General features: G+C 59.7%; 19 protein-coding genes and 1 tRNA gene. 11 read left to right on the top strand and 9 right to left on the bottom strand.

The window, feature by feature from the left end; all coding sequences use genetic code 11:
* Positions 1-17: 17 nt before the first annotated feature.
* The gene (locus I6L40_RS17725) at positions 18-1,448 is read left to right on the top strand and encodes a gamma-aminobutyraldehyde dehydrogenase (protein ID WP_071913138.1); all 1,431 of its coding nucleotides are present in this window, start codon (positions 18-20) and stop codon (positions 1,446-1,448) included.
* Positions 1,449-1,575: 127 nt separating this feature from the next.
* On the opposite strand, the gene ychF is transcribed toward I6L40_RS17725, so the two are convergent.
* The 7 genes from ychF to lolB form a co-directional block, all read right to left on the bottom strand.
* A complete protein-coding gene (ychF, locus tag I6L40_RS17720) occupies positions 1,576-2,667 on the bottom strand; it encodes a redox-regulated ATPase YchF (protein WP_033115314.1) in 1,092 nt (363 codons plus the stop codon).
* A 61-nt stretch (positions 2,668-2,728) separates the two neighbouring features.
* Entirely contained in the window at positions 2,729-3,319 is a 591-nt protein-coding gene (gene pth / locus I6L40_RS17715; protein WP_033115315.1) for an aminoacyl-tRNA hydrolase, read from the bottom strand.
* A 193-nt stretch (positions 3,320-3,512) separates the two neighbouring features.
* Positions 3,513-5,501 (bottom strand): bifunctional UDP-sugar hydrolase/5'-nucleotidase, encoded by a 1,989-nt coding sequence (locus tag I6L40_RS17710; RefSeq protein WP_216994656.1) that lies wholly within the window; start codon positions 5,499-5,501, stop codon positions 3,513-3,515.
* A gap of 101 nt (positions 5,502-5,602) precedes the next feature.
* Positions 5,603-6,550, bottom strand: a complete 948-nt coding sequence (locus I6L40_RS17705) for a ribose-phosphate pyrophosphokinase (protein ID WP_005343846.1) — start codon at positions 6,548-6,550, stop codon at positions 5,603-5,605.
* A gap of 186 nt (positions 6,551-6,736) precedes the next feature.
* Positions 6,737-6,811, bottom strand: a tRNA-Gln gene (locus I6L40_RS17700).
* Position 6,812: 1 nt separating this feature from the next.
* Positions 6,813-7,661 carry a 4-(cytidine 5'-diphospho)-2-C-methyl-D-erythritol kinase gene (gene ispE / locus I6L40_RS17695; protein ID WP_216994655.1) on the bottom strand — a complete coding sequence of 283 codons (849 nt, stop codon included), beginning with the start codon at positions 7,659-7,661 and terminating at the stop codon, positions 6,813-6,815.
* Positions 7,661-8,239 (bottom strand): lipoprotein insertase outer membrane protein LolB, encoded by a 579-nt coding sequence (lolB, locus tag I6L40_RS17690; RefSeq protein WP_033115318.1) that lies wholly within the window; start codon positions 8,237-8,239, stop codon positions 7,661-7,663. The genes ispE and lolB overlap by 1 nt, the downstream gene beginning before the upstream one ends.
* Positions 8,240-8,365: 126 nt before the next feature.
* Between lolB and hemA the strand changes: the two genes are divergently transcribed.
* The 7 genes from hemA to I6L40_RS17655 all read left to right on the top strand — a co-directional run bounded on the left by hemA (position 8,366) and on the right by I6L40_RS17655 (position 15,422).
* Positions 8,366-9,622, top strand: a complete 1,257-nt coding sequence (gene hemA / locus I6L40_RS17685) for a glutamyl-tRNA reductase (RefSeq protein ID WP_216994654.1) — start codon at positions 8,366-8,368, stop codon at positions 9,620-9,622.
* Between the two features lie 55 nt (positions 9,623-9,677).
* On the top strand, positions 9,678-10,766 hold the full coding sequence (gene prfA, locus I6L40_RS17680; RefSeq protein WP_216994653.1) for a peptide chain release factor 1: 1,089 nt from the start codon (positions 9,678-9,680) through the stop codon (positions 10,764-10,766).
* A 61-nt stretch (positions 10,767-10,827) separates the two neighbouring features.
* Positions 10,828-11,667 (top strand): peptide chain release factor N(5)-glutamine methyltransferase, encoded by an 840-nt coding sequence (gene prmC / locus I6L40_RS17675; protein WP_216995449.1) that lies wholly within the window; start codon positions 10,828-10,830, stop codon positions 11,665-11,667.
* 117 nt (positions 11,668-11,784) lie between these two features.
* Positions 11,785-12,114: a SirB2 family protein gene (locus I6L40_RS17670; RefSeq protein ID WP_042030080.1), complete on the top strand. Its 330-nt coding sequence runs from the start codon at positions 11,785-11,787 to the stop codon at positions 12,112-12,114.
* Positions 12,115-12,126: 12 nt separating this feature from the next.
* Positions 12,127-12,927, top strand: coding sequence for a SirB1 family protein (locus I6L40_RS17665; RefSeq protein WP_033115322.1), 801 nt, complete (start codon positions 12,127-12,129; stop codon positions 12,925-12,927).
* 11 nt (positions 12,928-12,938) lie between these two features.
* Positions 12,939-13,793, top strand: coding sequence for a 3-deoxy-8-phosphooctulonate synthase (gene kdsA, locus I6L40_RS17660; protein ID WP_041210704.1), 855 nt, complete (start codon positions 12,939-12,941; stop codon positions 13,791-13,793).
* Positions 13,794-14,141: 348 nt separating this feature from the next.
* On the top strand, positions 14,142-15,422 hold the full coding sequence (locus I6L40_RS17655; protein WP_216994652.1) for a dicarboxylate/amino acid:cation symporter: 1,281 nt from the start codon (positions 14,142-14,144) through the stop codon (positions 15,420-15,422).
* Between the two features lie 99 nt (positions 15,423-15,521).
* Here the strand turns inward: I6L40_RS17655 and grcA are convergent, their stop codons facing one another.
* Positions 15,522-15,902, bottom strand: a complete 381-nt coding sequence (gene grcA / locus I6L40_RS17650) for an autonomous glycyl radical cofactor GrcA (protein ID WP_033115325.1) — start codon at positions 15,900-15,902, stop codon at positions 15,522-15,524.
* 379 nt (positions 15,903-16,281) lie between these two features.
* On the opposite strand from grcA, the gene I6L40_RS17645 reads away from it, so the two are divergent.
* The 3 genes from I6L40_RS17645 (at position 16,282) to I6L40_RS17635 (ending at position 18,393) form a co-directional block, all read left to right on the top strand.
* On the top strand, positions 16,282-17,022 hold the full coding sequence (locus I6L40_RS17645; RefSeq protein WP_071913152.1) for an ABC transporter substrate-binding protein: 741 nt from the start codon (positions 16,282-16,284) through the stop codon (positions 17,020-17,022).
* A gap of 69 nt (positions 17,023-17,091) precedes the next feature.
* On the top strand, positions 17,092-17,769 hold the full coding sequence (gene ung, locus I6L40_RS17640; protein WP_071913154.1) for a uracil-DNA glycosylase: 678 nt from the start codon (positions 17,092-17,094) through the stop codon (positions 17,767-17,769).
* A 72-nt stretch (positions 17,770-17,841) separates the two neighbouring features.
* A complete protein-coding gene (locus tag I6L40_RS17635) occupies positions 17,842-18,393 on the top strand; it encodes a hemerythrin domain-containing protein (RefSeq protein ID WP_071913156.1) in 552 nt (183 codons plus the stop codon).
* Positions 18,394-18,478: 85 nt separating this feature from the next.
* Here the strand turns inward: I6L40_RS17635 and ygjK are convergent, their stop codons facing one another.
* Positions 18,479-20,959, bottom strand: a complete 2,481-nt coding sequence (ygjK, locus tag I6L40_RS17630) for an alpha-glucosidase (protein ID WP_216994651.1) — start codon at positions 20,957-20,959, stop codon at positions 18,479-18,481.
* Positions 20,960-21,064 lie beyond the last annotated feature (105 nt).

The following is a 21,064-nucleotide window of genomic DNA, read 5'->3' as shown; positions in this document are numbered from 1 at the left end:
ACCAAGGAAGGTTATTCATGAACATTTCGACCCAGCAACTTATCGACGGCCAGTTTGTAACAGGGGAGGGCCCGAGCGAACCGGTACTCAACCCCGCGACCGGTGAGCTGATTGTCCAGCTGCCGGAGGCCTCCTTCGAGCAGGTGAGCCGCGCCGTCAACGCCGCCCAGCGCGCTTTTGGCACCTGGCGCCACACCACGCCGGCGACCCGCAGCAACCTGCTGCTGCGCCTTGCCGCCGCCATCGAGGAGCGGGCCGAGGCCTTCGCCGCCATCGAGTCCCTCAACTGCGGCAAACCCTATGCGGCCGTGCTGGGTGACGAGCTGCCGGCGGTAGTCGACTGCTTCCGCTTCTTTGCCGGAGCGGCCCGCTGTCTGCACGGCCCGCTGGCGGGCGAGTACCTCGACGGCCACACCAGCATGATCCGCCGCGATCCCATCGGGGTGGTGGGCAGCATCGCCCCCTGGAACTATCCGTTGATGATGGCGGCCTGGAAGATTGCCCCTGTGCTGGCGGCCGGCAATACGGTGGTGCTCAAGCCATCGGAGCAGACCCCGCTGAGCGCTCTGTTGCTGGCGGAGATTGCCAGCGAGATCTTCCCGCGCGGGGTGATCAACATCATCTGCGGCCGTGGCGAGAGCGTGGGCGCCCCGATGGTGGAGCATCCGCTGGTGCGGATGGTGTCGCTCACCGGCGATATCGCCACCGGTCAGAAGATCCTGCAGAGCGCGGCGCGCACCATGAAGCGCACCCACCTCGAACTGGGTGGCAAGGCCCCGGTCATCATCTTTGACGATGCGGATCTCGATGCGGTGGTGGCTGGCATTCGCACCTTCGGTTTCTACAATGCCGGGCAGGATTGCACCGCCGCCTGCCGCATCTATGTGCAGAACAAGTTGCACGACCGCTTCGTCGCCGCCCTGACCGATGCCGTCTCCTCCATCAAGGTGGGTACCCAGCACGAAGAGGGGGTCGAGATGGGGCCGCTTATCTCCGATCGCCAGCGCCATCGGGTAGCGAGCTTTGTCGAACGGGCCGTCACCAGCGGCCATATGGAGGTGACTACCGGCGGGCGGATGCGCCCCGGCAGCGGCTTCTTCTACGAGCCGACCCTGATCGTGGGGGCCCGTCAGGAGGACGAGATCGTGCGCCGCGAAGTGTTCGGCCCCGTGGTGTCGGTGACCCGTTTCAGCGATGCCGAGCAGGTAGTGCAGTGGGCCAACGATTCGGACTATGGCCTCGCCTCTTCGGTCTGGACCCGGGATCTGGGGCTGGCCCACAAGGTGGCCGCAGGGCTTCAGTATGGCTGCACCTGGATCAACACCCACTTCATGCTGGCTACCGAGATGCCCCACGGCGGGATGAAGATGTCCGGTTACGGCAAGGATCTCTCCCTCTATGCGCTGGAGGATTACACGGTACCGCGCCACATCATGGTCAAGCTCTAGCAATCGGCTCTGAACCACGGCCTGGTGAAAGTGGCAAGGCCGCGTTGCAATGCGCAAAAGAAAAAGCCCATCCGTTGCCGGATGGGCTTTTTGTCGTCCCGGGCCGCGAACTGCGGCCAGCGCAGGATTAGACGTTGAACAGGAAGTTCATGATATCGCCATCTTTGACGATGTAGTCCTTGCCTTCGGCGCGCATCTTGCCCGCTTCTTTGGCGCCCTGCTCACCCTTGTAGGTGATGAAGTCTTCAAAGGCGATGGTCTGGGCACGGATGAAGCCCTTCTCGAAGTCGGTGTGGATCTTGCCAGCCGCTTGCGGGGCAGTGGCGCCGACCGGAATAGTCCATGCACGCACCTCTTTCACGCCGGCGGTGAAGTAGGTCTGCAGGTTGAGCAGCTGGTAGCCGGAGCGGATAACACGGTTCAGACCTGGCTCTTCGATGCCAAGGTCTGCCATGAACTCGGCGCGATCTTCGTCGTCGAGCTCAGCGATGTCAGCTTCGATGGCGCAGCAGACGACAACGACAACTGCGTTCTCGGCAGCAGCAATCTCGCGCACCTTGTCCAGATAGGGGTTGTTCTCGAAACCATCTTCCGCCACGTTGGCGATGTACATGGTGGGTTTGAGGGTCAGGAAGTTGAGGTGGCTGACAGCGGCCAGCTCTTCCTTGTCCAGCTTCATGCCGCGGATCATCTGGCCGTTTTCCAGCGCGACCTTGATCTTCTCCAGGGTTTCGACTTCCAGCTTGGCATCCTTGTCGCCGCCCTTGGCGCGCTTGGACTGGCGGTGAATGGCGCGCTCGCAGGCGTCCAGATCCGACAGGGCCAGCTCGGTGTTGATTACTTCGATGTCGTCGGCAGGGGAGACCTTGCCGGCAACGTGGATGATGTTTTCGTCGTCGAAGCAGCGCACAACGTGGCCGATCGCTTCGGTTTCACGGATGTTAGCCAGGAACTGGTTGCCCAGACCTTCACCCTTGGAGGCTCCGGCTACCAGACCGGCGATGTCGACGAATTCCATGGTGGTAGGCACAACGCGCTGCGGATTGATGATGGCCGCCAGTTGGTCGAGGCGCGGATCCGGCATCGGCACTACACCGGTGTTCGGCTCGATGGTGCAGAACGGGAAGTTGGCGGCTTCGATACCGGCCTTGGTCAGCGCGTTGAACAGGGTGGATTTGCCTACATTGGGCAGGCCCACGATACCGCATTTAAAACCCATGGATTGTTACCTTACTTGATGGATGCTGTGAGGCTCGCCCGCAGGCGGCCCGTGTCATGCTTTATTCGGCCTTGAAGCTGTGCAGCCGGTTCATGGCCTTGGTCATATCTTGTTTGAACAGGATATCGGTGGCACGCAGGGACTCGTCCAGTGCGGCATCGATCAGATTCTGTTCACTGCTGGGCGCCTTGGTCAGCACGAAGCCGGCGACCAGCTCCTTGGCTCCGGGATGGCCGATCCCGAGGCGCAGCCGGAAGAAGTTATTGTTGTTGCCCATCTTGGCGATGATGTCCTTGAGGCCGTTATGGCCGCCGTGACCACCACCCTGCTTGAACTTAGCGATGCCCGGGGGCAGATCCAGTTCATCATGGGCCACCAGAATCGCTTCCGGCTCAATCTGATAAAAACGCGCCAGAGCGGCGACCGCCTTGCCGGAGAGGTTCATGTAGGTGTTCGGGATGAGCAGTCGTACATCCTGCCCATCAACCAAAATGCGGGCAGTGTGGCCGAAGAACTTGGGCTCTTCGCGCAGGCTGACATTGTGCCAGCGGGCCAGTTGCTCCACATACCAGGCGCCCGCATTGTGGCGGGTTTTGGCATATTCCGGGCCGGGATTGCCCAGTCCGACGATCAGTTTGATTTGGCTTGTCACGCTTGATGTCTTCACTCGCAGCTGCCGTGGGCACACTACCCAGGGCAATAGGACGCAATATTCTAGCCGCCGAGTGGCGATCACTCAACCAATGTGCATGTTATGGCGGGATTTGAGCGATTTTGGCCGCCAATGGATGACAAACGGGCCTCTTGCGAGAGGCCCGTTCTCTGTCGATTTGCTGATGACCCGGTTATTTGGCGCGCAGCAGGGTGACCGTTTCCTCATCCAGCGCGGTCAGGGTGGAGCGGGCATCGCGCACATACTCGACGAAGGAGGCTGCGTCGGTGCCGCAATCGACCCCGGCAGCCTTGCAGTCGAGGGATTTGCCCGAGGCATAGACGGCGCCGAGCAACTCGCCATTTTGTGCCACTTTGAGCACCGGGAAGGCGGTCAGCTTGCCGTTGACGCTGGCGATGTCGACCCGCTCGCTCTTCAAACGCTGGGCATTGGCCAGCGCCTGCCAGCCGTCGTTGCCGTTGGCGCTGTAGGCGTTCATCACCACGCGATAGCGCTGGCTATCCACCAGATCCTGCCACTCGCCGCTCGCCGTCTTGTGCTGCAACCGGGTCAGGGTGCCTGCCTTGCCTGCGCTGGTCTCCTGGAAGGTGTAGCGCAGGTGGCCACCATAGGGGAACTTGCCAGCATGGGCGCTGGCGGGCAGGGTGGCGGTGATGGTTTCGGTCAGCAGGGCACGCACCTCGGCGCCGGTCAGGGTCAGCACCGCGAGCTGGTTCTTGAACGGCAGCAGGGTGAGGGAGCTATCCCCCTCGCGCCACTCGCCGGCCGGCAGCTCGGCGCGCACGCCACCCACCGCTACCAGTGCGAAGTCGACCGGACCACCGGTCAGGGCCTGAACAGCCGGAGTATTGGCCCAGTAGAACTCCCCTTCGGCAACCAGCGGTGCCACGTCGGAGCCGTGGCTGTCGCTGCCGTTGTCGCCGGGGCGACGGGCATTTTGCAACTGCTCGGGAATGGTGCCGATCACCGGGCCATAGGCCTTCTCCAGCGCCGGTTTGTAGTGGCTGTCGATGATGCCGCGCAGGCGGGGATCTTCATCCACGGTGACCAGATTGGGCTGGTTGTCGACGAACTGGCTCGCCTCCTTGCTGCGGTTTTCGTCGAGGGGCTGCTTGCGCGCCGCATCGGCGAAAAAGTCGCGGCTGGCCAGCAGGCTGTTGTGGCCCTGACAGTCGGTCACATGACCCTGACCATCAAAGCTCACCTGAGCCAGACCAATGGCCTGGGCGTAGGAGCCAGCTTGCACCACGCAGGTCTTGCCGATGCCGTCCGGGTTGGTCACCAGCTTGGCGTATTCGCCGGTGTTGCCCCAGCCGATATTGCGAAAATCGCCGAGCAGGCTGTGGGAGTGACCGCCGACGATGGCATCAATGCCATTTACCTTGGCGGCCAGCGCCAGATCCCGCTCGTTGCCGATGTGGGTGAGCGCCACGATCTGGTGGATCCCCTTGGCTTGCAGCATATCCACCGTGGCCTGGGCCGATTCAACCTCTTTGGCAAAGCGCAGCTTGCCGACGTTGGGCGCTATGTTGCCCATATCTTCCAGCACCAGACCGATGACGGCGACCAGCTGTTTGCCTTGCGGCAGGTTGTTGATGTCGGTGACCGGGCTCTTCTGGTTGCCATCAAAGGCGTAGACAGTGAAAGGCTTGAGATTGGCCACCTTGCTGAGGGCGGGATCGGCCTTGGTATCGAGATTGGCGGCCAGCACCGGGAAGTTGACCCCCTTGATGAAGCGGGCCAGCTTCTGGTTGTCGAGATCGAATTCGTGGTTGCCAAGGGCCATGGCATCGAGGCCGAACTGGTTGAGCAGCTCGGCGTTGGCCATCCCCTCGTTGAGCTTGAAGTAGCCGCTGCCCTGCCAGGCATCGCCGCCGTGCAGCAGCAGCATGGCGTGGTTCTGGGCCAGTGCATCGGCCTGATAGGCCTTGGCCATGGTCAGCAGCCGCGGGTAGCCGCCAAAACGGGTGTAGAGGGTATCGGTCTCTCCCTCCTTTGCAAAGATATGCCCCTTCAGCTCGGCGTTGACCGGGTCAAACTGGGAGTGGGTATCGTTCATGTGAGCCAGCGTCAGCACGAAGGGCTGATTTTCTTTGGCAGGCTGACAGGCGAAGAGGGCGGAGGTCAGGGTCGCAAGCAGGAGGGGGCGCAAGCCATTCATGGGTAAATCCTTAACACCTGCCACAGGCAGGGTCGTACATATAGCCGGGGTCTAGAAAGACGAAAACCGCCTGATGGCGGTTTTCGTTATTGCTGAATCTATCAATGCTCAAACATGGCAGAGATGGACTCTTCGTTGCTGATGCGACGAATGGCTTCGGCCAGAACAGTTGAGAGGGTCAGCTGTTTGACTTTGCCAACTGCCTTCATCTCCGCGGTGAGCGGGATGGAGTCAGTGATGATCAGTTCGTCGATCACGGAGTTCTTGATGTTCTCGACGGCAGAACCGGAGAAGACCGGGTGGGTAGCGTAGGCGAATACACGCTTGGCACCGCGCTCTTTCAGGGCTTCTGCTGCTTTGCACAGAGTGCCGCCGGTATCGATCATGTCGTCAACGATGATGCAGTCGCGGCCGGCAACGTCACCGATCAGGTGCATGACCTGGGAGACGTTCGGGCGGGGACGACGCTTGTCGATGATGGCGATGTCGGTATCGTCCAGCAGCTTGGCGATGGCGCGGGCGCGCACTACGCCGCCGATGTCCGGCGATACGACGACAGGGGACTCGAGGTTCTTGGACTTCATGTCTTCGAGCAGCACCGGGCTACCGAATACGTTGTCTACCGGAACGTCGAAGAAGCCCTGGATTTGCTCGGCATGCAGGTCAACGGTCAGCACGCGATCCACACCCACGCTGGAGAGGAAGTCAGCGACAACCTTGGCGGTGATGGGCACACGGGCGGAGCGGACACGACGGTCCTGACGGGCATAACCAAAATAGGGGATTACGGCAGTGATACGGCCAGCTGAAGCACGACGCAGTGCATCCACCATGACGATCAATTCCATCAAATTGTCGTTGGTCGGGGCACAGGTGGATTGAATGATGAAGATATCGCCACCACGTACATTCTCGTTGATCTGTACGCTGATCTCGCCGTCGCTAAAGCGACCTACGGCAGCATTGCCGAGTTTGATAAACAGGCGATCTGCGATCTTCTGGGCTAGTTCCGGCGTTGCGTTACCAGCAAACAGCTTCATGTCAGGCACGGTTTGAAACCTCGGGGTTGCATCCAGTATGTGGGGGAGTCTGAAATCAGACCCTTATCGTTTTGGGGCAAACGATTTAGCCAGACAACGAGCAAGGGATTAGCCGCATCGGGATGGCAGAAGGGGGGTGAGCCCTGCGACGTGGGCGAGCACGACATCGCCCGCGTCACTGCCATCAGATCAAATTGGCTGGGGTACTAGGATTCGAACCTAGGGATGGCGAGATCAAAACCCGCTGCCTTACCGCTTGGCGATACCCCAATCATTTGAATTGTTGCAAAGTAGCGAGGAGTGGTGATATGTTCTCGCCCTTGGCGACAAACCCATCCAGCCCCTTCGGCACTCTGGCCAACACTTCCCGAGCAGTCACTTCGTCTTCAAACTGAGCAAAGACGCAGGCTCCTGTGCCCGTCATTCTTGACGGCGCGTATTCTAGCAACCAGCCGAGCGCATTGGCAACCTCGGGGTGGCGCTTTTTCACGAGTGCTTCGCAATCGTTTTTCCACTCCCCCTCCATCAGGTTGTGCAAAGCCATCTTCGGAGTGGCCCTGGGCAGGTCCGGATCCTGGAACACGACAGCGGTTGCCACATGGCAATCCGGCTTGAGCACCAGATACCATGACTCGGGCAATTCGACCGGTTGCAGCCGCTCGCCCACCCCCTCGGCAAAGGCCGCCCGGCCACGGACAAAGACCGGCACATCGGCCCCCAGCTGCACGCCAAGCGCTGCCAGTTCATCTTCGTCAAGACCAGCCTGCCAGAGGTGGTTAAGCGCCACCAGCGTGGTGGCCGCATCGGATGAGCCGCCGCCGATGCCGCCACCCATGGGCAGCACCTTCTCCAGCCGGATATGGGCTCCCTGCGGGCTCGGCAGCTTTGCCTGCAGCAGGCGGGCGGCACGGATGATGAGGTTCTGTTCATCAGGTACGCCGGGAATGGCCGGGCTCAGGGTGAGGGTGTTGCTATCTGGAATCACCTCGAATTCGAGCCAGTCACCGTGGTTGAGGAAGATGAACAGGGTTTGCAGCTCGTGGTAGCCATCCGGGCGACGGCCATTGACGTGCAGGAACAGGTTGAGTTTGGCCGGTGCCGGCCAGCGTGTGGAAGCCATTAGCGTGCAAGAGTCCATTGGTTGATCTGAAGCTTGAGGCGGCTGCCCTGACCGGTCATGGTCAGCTGGTGGGGCAGGCGGTAGCCATCCTGATCCCGATAGTCGCCATAGACGATCTGCCACTGGCCATCGCGGACGCGGGCCAGACTGCTGTCGGGGTTGAGCTCGAAGTCGGCTTCGCCCGGCAGCCCCTTGATCCACTCCGGCAGTCCGGCGACCGGAATGTTCCAGCCGGTGAGCTGATAGATAAGCCCTTCGGCATCCTGGCTCTGGTGACGCTTGCCCTCGCTGTCGATCAGGGTGATTTCGCCCTTGCTGCGAGAGAGCTCGAGAATGCTGGTGCCGATCAGGCTGGTTAGGTTGAGCCGATAATCATCGCCATCCTGCTGCCAGTTGAGGCGGGCGCTGCCCTTTTGCTGGGGGGTGATGATGGCCATCTTGCCGGAAAGCTCCCAATGGGTGAGCTGTTCGAGGCGGGTTCGCTCCTGATCCCAGTTCACCTGGGCCCGCTGGGGCTGGGTGGTGGCACAACCGCCAAGGATCAGCAGGCAGGCGAGGGTAAAAATACGTAGCAGCAAGAGAAGGCTCCAGAGAGAGGAATTTGCCACAGTATACGGGGCGGCCGTATTGCTTTTAAAGACTTACCCTTTCTCGTACAATTGGCAGCCTTTGCACCCAGCGTATGAAATGATCGTCGCCCACTCATGAGTTTGCTTGCCCTCGGAATCAACCACAACACCGCCAGTGTCGCCTTGCGGGAGCGGGTCGCCTTTGGCCCGGACTGCATCGATCGCGCCTTGCGTGAGCTGGTGAACCAACCCGGCATCAACGAGGCGGTGATCGTCTCCACCTGCAACCGGACCGAGCTTTACTGCAATCTGGCCGGTGAACAGCAGGGCGAGGTGCTGCGCTGGCTGCAGCAGTTCCATGGGCTGGATGCGGCGGAACTGGTCAGCGCCATCTACCAGCACCATGACGAAGAGGCGGTGCGCCACCTGATGCGGGTGGCGTGCGGGCTCGACTCGCTGGTGCTGGGAGAGCCGCAGATCCTCGGCCAGATCAAGCAATCCTACGCCCATGCCCAGCAGGCGGAGTCGGTGAAGGGGGCGCTGGAGCGGCTGTTCCAGAAATCCTTCTCGGTTGCCAAACGGGTGCGTACCGATACCGAGATTGGCGCGAGCGCCGTGTCGGTGGCTTTTGCGGCCGTCAGCCTTGGCCGCCGTATCTTTGCCGATCTCTCCCAGACCAAGGTGCTCTTGGTCGGTGCTGGCGAAACCATCGAGCTGGTGGCCCGCCATCTGCGCGAACAGAGCGTGACCCAGATGATGGTGGCCAACCGGACGCTGCAACGGGCCCAGACCCTGGCTGCCGAATTTGGTGCCCAAGTGATGACGCTCGAAGAGATCCCCGATTATCTGCATGAGGCGGATATCGTCATCAGCTCGACCGCGAGCCCGCTGCCCATCATCGGCAAGGGGATGGTGGAGCGAGCCCTCAAGGCCCGCCGCTTCAAGCCGATGTTTCTGGTCGATATCGCCGTACCGCGCGACATCGAGGCGGAAGTGGATGAGCTCTCCGACGCCTACCTCTACACGGTGGATGATCTGCAGGGGATCATCGAGCAGAACCTGGAGACCCGCAAACGGGCCGCGGCACAAGCCGAGGTAATCGTGCAGGAGGAGCGCGACGAGTTCATGGGCTGGTATCGCGGCCAGAGCTCGGTTGATCTCATTCGCGACTACCGTCAGCAGTCCCAGCAGGTCGCTGACGAAGAGTTGCAACGCGCCCTGCTGGCGCTGGCCCAGGGCGAGAGTGCCGAACAGGCGCTCAAGGCGATGGCCCATCGCCTCACCAACAAGTTGATCCATGCGCCGACCCAGGCCCTGCGCCAGGCGGCCTCCCAGGGCGACGAGAGTGCGCTGTCCCGTCTGCGGCAGGCACTGGGGTTGTCACAAGAGTAATTTTTCGGGGCTACCATGCTGGTGGTCTCGTCCTCCATTTGAGATTGCAAGAGTTATGAATCCGTCACTGATCAGAAAGCTGGAAGGCCTCATCGAGCGCCACGAAGAAGTTCAGGCCATGCTCGGCGAGCCCGACGTGGTCTCGGATCAGGAGCGCTATCGCGCCCTGACCCGTGAATATGCCCAGCTGGAAGATATCGTTCACGCCTTCCAGCGTTTCCGTCAGGCGCAGGATGATCTGGAGACGACCCAGATGATGCTGGAAGAGGATGATGCCGACCTGCGCGAGATGGCGCAGGAGGAGCTGCCGCTCGCCAAGGCCAATCTGGAGACGCTGGAGCAGGAGCTGCAAGTGATGCTGCTGCCCAAGGATCCCAAGGATGACAACAACTGCTATCTGGAGATCCGGGCCGGGGCCGGCGGTGATGAAGCGGCCATCTTTGCAGGCGACCTGTTCCGCATGTACTCCCGCTTTGCCGAGCGTCAGGGCTGGCGTGTCTCCATCGTCAGCTGCAACGACGGGGAATATGGCGGTTACAAGGAGGTCATCGCCAAGATCGACGGCGAGCGCGTCTATGGCCGTCTCAAGTTTGAATCCGGTGGTCACCGGGTACAGCGGGTGCCGGAGACCGAATCTCAGGGGCGGGTGCACACCTCCGCCTGTACCGTCGCGGTGCTGCCGGAAGTGCCGGAAGCCGAGCAGATCGAGATCAACCCCTCCGATCTGAAGATCGACACCTTCCGCGCCTCCGGTGCCGGTGGTCAGCACGTCAACAAGACCGACTCGGCCATTCGTATCACCCACCTGCCGACCGGGCTGGTGGTGGAGTGTCAGGACGAACGTTCCCAGCACAAGAACCGCGCCAAGGCGATGTCGGTGCTCTCCGCCCGCCTGCAGGCGGCTGAGGATGAGCGCCATCGCGCCGCCGAGCAGAGCACCCGCCGCAATCTGGTGGGCTCCGGTGATCGCTCCGAGCGCATCCGGACCTACAACTATCCGCAGGGCCGTCTCTCCGAGCACCGTATCAACCTGACCCTTTACCGCCTCTCCGAAATTTTGGAAGGGGATCTGGACTGCATTATCACCCCGCTGGTGCAGGAGTATCAGGCCGACCAGCTCGCTTCGCTGGCCGAGAGCAATTGATGCAAATGCAGAACCGGCAAGTTCGCATTAAGTGTTGTGCCCAGAATATGGAGCCGCAGTGATGCAGATCCAGCAGGCTCGTGCCCATATCATGACCGTACTGGCTGAGGGGGAGTCTCCTCGCGCCGATGCCGATGTGCTGCTCTGTCATCTGCTTGACTGCCGGCGCAGCTATCTGATGACCTGGCCAGAGCGTGAGCTGGATGCCGCCCAGCAGGCCATCCTGCAGACGTGGCTGGCCCGTCGTCTCAACGGCGAGCCAATCGCTCATCTCGTTGGCGAGCGGGAGTTCTGGTCGCTGCCGCTGAAAGTGAGTCCGGCGACCCTGATCCCGCGCCCCGATACCGAGGTGCTGGTGGAGCAGGCGCTGGCGAAGATCCCGCAAGGGCCCTGCGCCGTGCTGGATCTCGGTACCGGCACCGGCGCCATCGCGCTGGCCATCAAGTCCGAGCGACCCGAGCTCGATGTGTGGGCGGTGGATCGCATGGCGGACGCTGCCGCACTGGCGCGTGAGAACAGCGCGGCGCTGGGGTTGCCCATCGAGGTGCGTGACGGCAGCTGGTTTGCCCCGCTCGATGAGCAGGCTCCCCGTTTTGCTGTGATTGTCTCCAATCCCCCCTATATTGATGGCGCCGATCCCCATCTCGAGCAGGGTGATGTACGCTTTGAACCGCGCTCGGCGCTGGTGGCGGACGAAGCGGGGCTGGCGGATATCCGCCACATCGCGACCCATGCCCCGGCCCATCTGCACAGCGAAGGGTGGCTGCTACTGGAACATGGCTGGGATCAGGGGATGGCGGTGCGCCAGCTGTTGCAGGATCTCGGCTATCGCAGCGTAACCACGGTGCGCGATTACGGGGAGAACGAGCGGGTCACTCTGGGTATGTGCCCGGCCTGCTGAATCTCTTAACTACCGGTTTGACGGGCAGGGGCGCGGCCTCTGCATCGAGGATTGATATTGAATAGCTATCTTGTGCTCAAACATCTGCATCTCACCCTGATTGGCGGGGCCGTGCTGATGTTTATGCTGCGTTTTTACTGGGTTCAGGCAGGTTCTGGCCGGGCGTTCAGCGCACCCGTGCTGAAAACCAGCGGTCTGCTCAACGGACTGGTGGTGCTCTCCGGCATACTGCTTTGCGTGGTGCTGGGTCTCAACCCGCTCAATAACGGCATTCCCTGGCTCAGCGAGAAGCTGACGGGGATCCTGGTATTGGTCTTTCTGGCGGCGATGGCGCTGCGGCTGGCCAAAAGCAATCTGGTGCGCTGGTGCTCTTTTCTGGGGGCGCTCGGCTGGATCTACTTTATTGCCAAGTTGGCAGTGCTCAAACAGGCGAGTTTGTTCGGTTAAGGCATGAAGAGCATGTTACGTATAGACGAATGGACCGATTTTGAAGCCCATGAGCTGACCGAGCTGGCCCTGGCGGTCAGCGACGAAATCTATGGCTCGGCCGAGCAGGGGATCCGCGAGCTGCAGCTGCTGGACGAGTGGCTGGACGAGCAGATCGAAGAGGGCACCTGCGACGAGGTGCGCCAGCAACTGCTGCGCGGTTTCTATCAGAGCCTCGGGTTTTACGGCGACTGGCAGGATTACTTCTCGGCCGACAATTGCGACATCAATCAGGTGTTGCTGCAGCGCAAGGGGATCCCGGTCAGTCTCGGTATCCTCATCATCCAGCTGGGACGCAAGCTCGGGCTCGATGTGGAGGGGATCTGCTTCCCGGGCCACTTCCTGGTGAGCTTTGCCGGCGGCGAGGGGGAGGTTTATGTCGATCCCTTCACCGGCGATGAGCTGAGCCTGGCCCGTATCGAACTGCTGCTGCGCGGTGCGCTCGGCGATCTGGCCACCCTGACCCCGGATTACCTGCAGCCCTCTGGCCAGTGGGAGATCATCGAGCGGCTGCTCAATGTCAGCAAGGGCGCCCTGCTGCGGGAAGACCGCATGTCCGAGGCGCTGCGCTGCAGCGAGTTATTGCTGCGGATGAAGCCGGGCGATCCGCTGGAGACGCGGGATCGCGGCTTTATCTACGAGCAGCTCGATTGTCCCCGTCAGGCTGCCGACGACTTTGAATACTTTATTGAACAGTGCCCGGACGATCCGGTAGCCGACGTGCTGAAAGTGCAGCTGGCTGCGCTGGATTTGACCCCCAAGCCCCTCCATTAAGGATGTCTTAGATGGAACAGAAGAATATCAAGATCAACGAGATCAACGTTGCCAATGACAAACCGTTCGTGCTGTTTGGCGGCATGAATGTGCTCGAGTCTCGCGACATGGCGATGGCGGTGTGCGAGAAGTACGTGGAAGTGACCAGCAAGCTGGGCATCCCGTTTGTCTTCAAGGCGAGCTGGGACAAGGCGAACCGCTCCTCCATCCACTCCTATCGTGGCCCGGGTCTGGAAGAGGGGATGAAGATTTTCCAGGAGCTGAAGGCGACCTTCGGCATGCCGGTCATCTCCGATCTGCACGAGCCTCATCAGGCCAAGCCGGTCGCCGAGGTGGTTGACGTTATCCAGCTGCCCGCCTTCCTGGCGCGCCAGACCGATCTGGTAGAGGCGATGGCCCGTACCGGCAACGTCATCAACATCAAGAAGCCGCAGTTCCTCAGCCCAAGCCAGATGAAGAACATCACCGACAAGTTCGAGGAGTGCGGCAACGATCGCCTGATCCTGTGCGAGCGCGGCGTCAACTTCGGTTATGACAACCTGGTGGTAGACATGCTGGGTCTGGGCGTGATGAAGAAGAGCACCGGTGGCTATCCGGTTATCTTCGACGTAACTCACTCCCTGCAGTGCCGCGACCCGCTGGGGGCAGCGTCCGGCGGTCGCCGCGAGCAGGTCACCGAGCTGGCGCGTGCCGGTATGGCGGTTGGTCTGGCCGGTCTCTTTATCGAGTCCCACCCGGATCCGAAAATTGCCCGCTGCGATGGCCCGAGTGCGCTGCCACTCGACAAGCTGGAAGGCTTCCTCAAGCAGATGAAAGCGATCGACGATCTGGTCAAGGGCTTCGAGCCGCTTGATACCTCTGTCTGATTGGCTTCATAACGCTGGTTAAGACTGACAAGGCCCCGCATGCGGGGCCATGTCATTGGTGCAATCCCCTCTGTTTTCCCCTCCTGTCAGACAGCTTCCCCCTCATTGCGTACTCCCCACCAATTAATAATCAGTGAATAAATATTTATAAATGGTTACTAATGTTGCGTGATCGGTGTCGCTTAACTCCATTTTTTAACATGAGATGATGGCGCTACAGTCACCAGTGCGCGGCATCAGCCGATCCAGGATTCGTTACGTCTCCTGCGGGTTGCTTTTGCCTGATGCATCGGGGCTGCATACCAATAAAACAGAACAACACACCGACAACGGAAGGGATGAAGCAGCATGAGTAAAAAGATTATGGGCAGCCTCTATTTTCAGGTACTGCTCGCCATAACCCTCGGGGTATGTCTTGGCCACCTCTATCCCCAATTGGGAGCCGACATGAAACCCCTTGGCGATGGTTTCGTCAAACTGATCAAGATGATTATCGCCCCCGTCATCTTCTGTACCGTGGTAACAGGGATTGCCGGTATGGAGAGCATGAAGGCCGTTGGCAAGACCGGTGCCATCGCCCTCGTCTATTTCGAGGTGGTCAGCACCATCGCCCTGATCATCGGCTTGTGCGTGGTGAACCTGCTGCAGCCGGGGGCCGGCATGAACGTTGATCCGGCCGCACTGGATGCTAGCGCCATCGCCGTCTATGCCGAGCAGGCCAAGTCACAGGGGATCATTCCATTCCTGCTCGACATCATTCCGGGTAGCGTGATCGGTGCCTTTGCCAGCGGCAACATCCTGCAGGTGCTGCTCTTTGCCGTGCTGTTTGGCTTCTCCCTGCACCATATCAGCGAGAAGGGGAAAATTATTTTCGGGGTCATCGAGAGCTTCTCCACCGTCATCTTCGGCATCATCAACATGATCATGAAGCTGGCGCCGGTAGGGGCATTCGGTGCCATGGCGTTTACCATCGGCAAATACGGGGTGGGCTCTCTGGTGCAATTGGGCCAGCTTATCGCCTGCTTCTATATCACTTGTCTCTTCTTCATCTTTATCGTGCTGGGCAGCATCGCTAGAGCCTCCGGTTTTAGCATCCTGCGTTTCATCTCTTACATCCGCGAGGAGCTGCTTATCGTGCTGGGCACCTCCTCCTCCGAGTCTGCTCTGCCGCGCATGCTGGACAAGATGGAGAAGCTGGGTTGCCAGAAATCGGTAGTAGGGCTGGTTATTCCGACCGGTTACTCCTTCAACCTGGATGGCACCTCCATCTATCTGACCATGGCTGCCATCTTCATCGCCCAGGCGACCAATACCCCGCTCGATCTGTTCCATCAGATCACGCTGCTGGTGGTGCTGCTTATCTCCTCGAAAGGGGCGGCCGGGGTCACCGGGAGTGGCTTCATTGTGCTGGCAGCGACCATCTCCGCAGTTGGCCACCTGCCGCTGGCCGGTCTGGCGCTGATCCTGGGGATTGACCGCTTCATGTCGGAAGCGCGGGCGCTGACCAACCTGATTGGCAACGGGGTTGCGACCGTGGTGGTGGCAAAATATTGCAAGCAGCTGGATGTGAAGAAAATGGAGGGCGTGCTGGGCCGCAAGGGCGGGATTCTGGAAACCGAAAAGGTGTAACGGATCCTGTCAGGCTGAATGCAACGCAATAAAAAAACGGCCCTCGGGCCGTTTTTTAGTGACATCCATAGATGTCATCACTTCATGACAGAGCGGGAATTACAGGCTCTGGGTGAAGGTACGGGTAACAACGTCACGCTGCTGTTCCGGGGTCAGGGCGTTGAAGCGCACTGCATAGCCGGAAACGCGGATGGTCAGCTGCGGGTACTTCTCCGGGTTGGCGATGGCATCTTCCAGAGTTTCACGACGCAGCACGTTGACGTTCAGGTGCTGGCCACCTTCAACGGCAGGTTCAGCTTGAACAGGCAGCTCGCGGTATTCGAACTGACCCAGATCAGCCAGTTGAACTTCCTGATCGGCAGCAAAGGCGTCGCCTTTGACACAGATGCAGCGAGCCTGTTGCTTCTCTTCGTCCAGCAGCCAGAAAGAGTTCAGCAGAGCGGTGTTGGCGGCCTGGGTGATTTGAATGCCTTTGATCATGGTATGACTCCTCAATGGGAACGCGAATCCAACTGTAAGGAAATTACCCTGATGTATTTAAGCTACCGAGGATATCGACGACTTAAAGGGCCCTTGCCTTACACCTTTACTTTGTTGGGGTCATATATACCACGGTGGTAATATTACCAAAATTGATCCAGATCAATAAAAATCAACAAATCGCCATTTCAATGGGATTAAATTATTGAGTTGAATCAAAAATAGGTCATTTTTCTGATTTTGTAAGATATCCAAATTATGCATCTTTTATCTTTTAAATCTAGTAATTTAACTACACCTTATGGCGTTTGTGGTGCGTATCAGGGAAGGGTGACTCGAGAGAACTACACTTGATGGAAAATAAAGAGGAGAGTCACGGGTGAAGAGTGGGTGGCAAAAATGGCGCTGGCTGATAGTGGCCTGCTGCCTGGTTATGGCTGGAATGGGGCGGGCCGAAACAGTCCGGATCGCCGTGGGCGAGTGGCCGCCCTATATCAGCGAGTCTCTGCCCGAGCAGGGGTTCCTCTGTCAGGTGGTGCGCGAAGCCTTTGCCGCCGAGGGGCTTGATGTCAGCTTTCACTTTTACCCCTGGGCTGAAGCCTACAAGCTCACTCTTGCCGGGGATTATGTTGTGACCATGCCCTGGTTTCGTTCCCGCGAACGTGAACAGAGCTTCTATCTCTCCGCATCGCTCGGCCAGTTCACGACCCGTCTTTTTACCTTGTCCGGTTCGCCAGTCGTCAATCTCGGGGAGATCAACCACGAGCCGGTGGGGGTGACCCGCGGCTATTTTTACGGAGATGGTTTTGCCGCTCGTCAATCCGAACTGGCTCTTGAGTGGTCGGATTCTGATCAGGAGAGCCTTGAGAAGCTCGTCGCCGGCCGTATTCGCTATCTGGTGATGGATGAACAGGTGGCCAAGGCTCTCTTTCTGCAGATGCAATCCCGCCATCCCGGGGCGCTGTCGTTGACCAGCTCGCCCGACCCTATCTGGTCTCAACCCGGTTATCTGCTGATGCGCAAGGCGGATCCCGATGCGCGTCGTCTGATGCTGCTGTTTAATGCGGGTCTGCACAAACTGGAGCGCTCCGGGCGGCTCGCCAGGCTCTGGAAAGTGTGAGTCACGGTTGCGTCTTGCGGGCTGCCCCCCTATCCTGACTCCTTCGCCGTATCAAGTGAGGAGTTCGGGGTGCTGACCTGGAGTGATGTGATTGGCTCTGAAAAAGAGCAGGACTATTTCAAGAGTACGCTGGCGACTGTCAGGGCAGAGCGGGAAGCGGGCAAGGTAATCTATCCCCCTGCAGCCGATGTGTTCAATGCCTTCAAACTGACCGAGCTGGATCAGATCAAGGTCGTCATCCTGGGGCAGGATCCCTACCACGGCCCCAACCAGGCGCATGGTCTCTGCTTCTCCGTTCTGCCCGGCGTGCGCACGCCCCCCTCTCTGGTCAACATCTATAAAGAGATGCAGCGAGACCTGTCAGGTTTCGTCACACCCAACCACGGTTTCCTCGAATCCTGGGCCAAGCAGGGGGTATTGTTGCTCAATACCGTGCTGACGGTGCAGGCCGGTCAGGCTCACTCTCATGCCCATCTGGGTTGGGAGACCTTTACCGACAGGGTTATCGAGCAGATCAATGCCAGCTGCAACGGGGTGGTGTTCCTGTTGTGGGGTTCCCATGCCCAGAAGAAGGGGCGTTTTATCGACCGGCAGCGCCATCATGTGCTGACGGCCCCCCATCCCAGCCCCCTCTCCGCCCATCGCGGTTTCATCGGTTGCGGTCATTTTTCGCAAACCAACCAGCTGCTGGAGCAGCAGGGCAAGAGTCCCATTGAGTGGCAATCTGTCTGCCGCCCACTTGATTGAGTGCAAAGTTCGGGCGACAAATGACCGTATACTCAGGAAAATAACATCTTATTTCAGCGCCAAGGAGTGCCCATGTTATCGAGTCTGCACAAGGATCACCTCAACATCGCCCGACTGCTGGAGCTGCTCAAGCAGAAGCTGGCAGCCATTCACGCCGAGCAGCCCATCAGCTATTTTCTGGTGCGCGACGTCATCGACTATCTGCGGGAGGTCTCTGACAAGTACCACCATCCCAAGGAAGATCTTATCTATGACTACTACCTGAAATACCGGGTGGTGGAGGGGGAGGTTGCCAACCGGTTGCAGGAGGAGCACGTCAAGCTGCTGGAGGCGGGTGGTGAGCTCAAGGAGATGGTGGAGATGATCCTGATGGATGCAGTGATCCCGCTCGACCAGTTCACCGCCAAGCTGGAGCGTTTTGTTGAGCTGCAGGAGGCGCACATGAATTACGAGGAGGGAATCATCTTCCCCCATCTGCGCGATTCTCTGACCGAGGATGACTGGCGTCATCTGGAGCAAAACTGGCAAAACCGTGCCATCGGTGACCCCCTGTTCGGGGCCGAAGTGAGCCAGAGCTTCCAGGCACTGGCCAAACGCCTCTCTCTGCCGCTTACCACTCACTGACAGAAACTCTTGCGGCCAGCAATGCCGCCTGTCAGCCAAGCATAAGAAAGGCCTCCCTATGGAGGCCTTTTGCATATGCGCAGCTTTACTCCTGCGGCTTGAGAAAGTGGCGATAGAGCATATAGAGGTGGGCCGAACTCCAGCTGAAGTTGCTGGCTCCCTGCATAGCACCGCTCTCCGGGTTGTAGTTCTCGCGGATGGGGCCGCTGCCGGCCAGCCCTTCGGCGTTGGCAAACAGCTTGTTGACCAGCATCTGGGCATCGCTGCGATAACCGTAGTTCTCCAGCCCCTTCACCCCGAAGTAGAACTGATCCAGCCATACCCGGCCGCGCCAGTAGATGTTGGGGTCGTAGGCCGGGTTGGTCAGCGCCGCCGTGCCGAGCGGTACCTTGGTGTTGAATTCCTGAGAATTAAGCATCACTTCGCGCACTCGTGCTGCTTTTTCCTGGTCGGCGACTTCGGCCCAGAGCGGGCTCCACCCCTCGGGGCCGCGGCCGCGGGCGGTCAACAGCTTGCCGACACAGCCGTTGCTGTCGGCTACATCACCAGCAGCGATCTGTCGGTCGTAATAGAACCCGGAGGCGTCATCAAACATACAGGTGTTGATGTAGCTGGCGAGCTTGGTCGCGCCATCGCGGTAGCGGCTCGCATCGCCCGGTTTGCCGAGCAGGTCGGCCATATCTGCCAGAATGCGTTTCTCCTTGGCGAGGAAGGCGTTTAGCTCTACCGACTCCTGATCGATGGAGAAGCCGATAAGATCGCCATTGTCCTGATGGTTTTCAAAGAAGAAGACGTTCCAGTCCTGGCGTGCCTTGGCGATATCGCCGCCATAGGTCTTGTCAGCATATCGCTTGAGCTGATCCGGCTCGATAAAGCCGAAGCGGGCAGCGTTGTCCATACCGGACTCCCAACCGGCGCCGTGTTGGGCACCGATATCCATATCGCTGTAGCCGCCAACACTCAATACCTGCTGGTAGAGCGCCATGCCGGTGCAGCCATACCAGTTATCTCCCTCGTTACTGCAACCTGAGAGTGAGATGCCCCCCGGCACGCCGTTGGCATACTGCACCTTGAAGGTGATATTGCCGTACTCGTCGTTATGTTCGACGTGCTTGGTAGCACCATATTCGATGATGCCGTTGCGGTTGTTGTCACGTGCGCGGTACCACCAGTCGTGATAGGCCTGCAGTTTGGGATACATCTCGGCAATGAATGCCTTGTCCTTGGTGGCGCTGTAGATCTCCCAGATGGCCCAGGCTGAGAGGGGCGGTTTGGTGTCGCGCTCGTTCCAGTTGCCGCCATCGCCACCGCGATCCGATTGCTTGTTGTAGAAGACGGCGTCTATCACCATGCCGGCATCCTGCGGACGAACCGGGTCATTGGCCTGGATCTGGTAGTCATACATGGCGCGAACGTTGTTTTTGGCCACTTCCGGGTTGAAGTGAGCCATGGCGTAGGCGTGCTTCCAGCTGTCCCAGGCCCAGACGCCGTCGAACCAGCGGGCGGTATTGGAAGGGGTCACCCCGTCGTGCAGGATGGCGCCAGCCGGCGAGCGCCAGTTGCCGTTGAGAGTCTCCATCGCCTTGACCGCGATGCGTCGTTCCGACTCGGGGATCCCCTGATTGGAGAGACCCTTGGCAAGATAGCCTTCCCAGCGGCGGATGGAGTCGGCGAAGTAGGTCGCCGGGTCGGCCAGCAAGGCCTGACGGCTCTGCTGGTGGCGGTTGGCATCCTCGGCGGAGTGGAGGTAACTCTGCAGGGTATAGATATCCTCACTCCCCTTGGCCGCCAGTTGGATGGTGGCTTCGCTCACATAACCCAGCGACTTTTCGTCGATGGTGGTGCGGCTTGGCAGGGTACGTTCGATGCGGTAGCGAGCGCTGCCGCTCTGCATGATGTTCCAGGTACTGCGCAGATTGCCGAACTGGAACTCAACCCCCTGCTTGTTCTGGCTGATGGTGCGGGTCCAGTCAGGATACTGCTCGGCGATCGTCTTCTTGGCGTCCCACTGATTGAGCAGCTCCCCCTGCCAGTTGAGGTTGAGGGTGAGCGGGGCATCGGTGTTGTTTTGCAGGCGAGTGCGGATCAGAGCTGTGCGGGCATCGCCGTAGCGCAGCTCCAGCTCCAGCGTGAAGGGCTCGAACTCGAAGCGTTGTACCAACGCACCGGGAATGGCGTACACCTCCTGCTTGCTGGCGCTGGTGAGCGGGAAAGCCCGACCGCTCGCATTGCTCAGGGTGAGCTTGTCCAGCTCGCTTGCGAAGAAGAGGCTGTACTCCTCCGAGATGACCATGGGGCCGGTGAATCCCCCCCACTCCTTGTCGCTGGCTGGCAGCAGGAAGCCGTGCCAGGCGCCCAGATCGAGCAGCGGGTTGTATTTGAGGTTGGAGTAGCTGTCAAAGTCGCGGAATTGGGTCGGTGTTCCCCGGCGGTCGATCACGTCCTTGTACTGGATGGCCTGCTCCGGTTTGGCGACGGTGCTGCTCTCTGTCTGGTTATCGTTGCAGGCAGTCAGTCCGAACAGGGCGGTGCCGAGGGCTACCGAGAGTAAAGTTTTACGAAACATTTCTCGCTCCAATTCCGTTTATGTAGGTTAAGAGGAAGGTTTTTTACGCTTATTTTTAGTGAAAAGGTTTTCGGTGGCCATTGTATGGCAAGGGAAAAGGGAGCG

It is taken from the genome of Aeromonas sp. FDAARGOS 1410 (genome assembly GCF_019048745.1).
Classification (GTDB): domain Bacteria; phylum Pseudomonadota; class Gammaproteobacteria; order Enterobacterales; family Aeromonadaceae; genus Aeromonas; species Aeromonas jandaei.
Note: the sequence above shows the minus strand (reverse complement) of the source record. Positions and strands in the feature narration are given on the sequence as shown.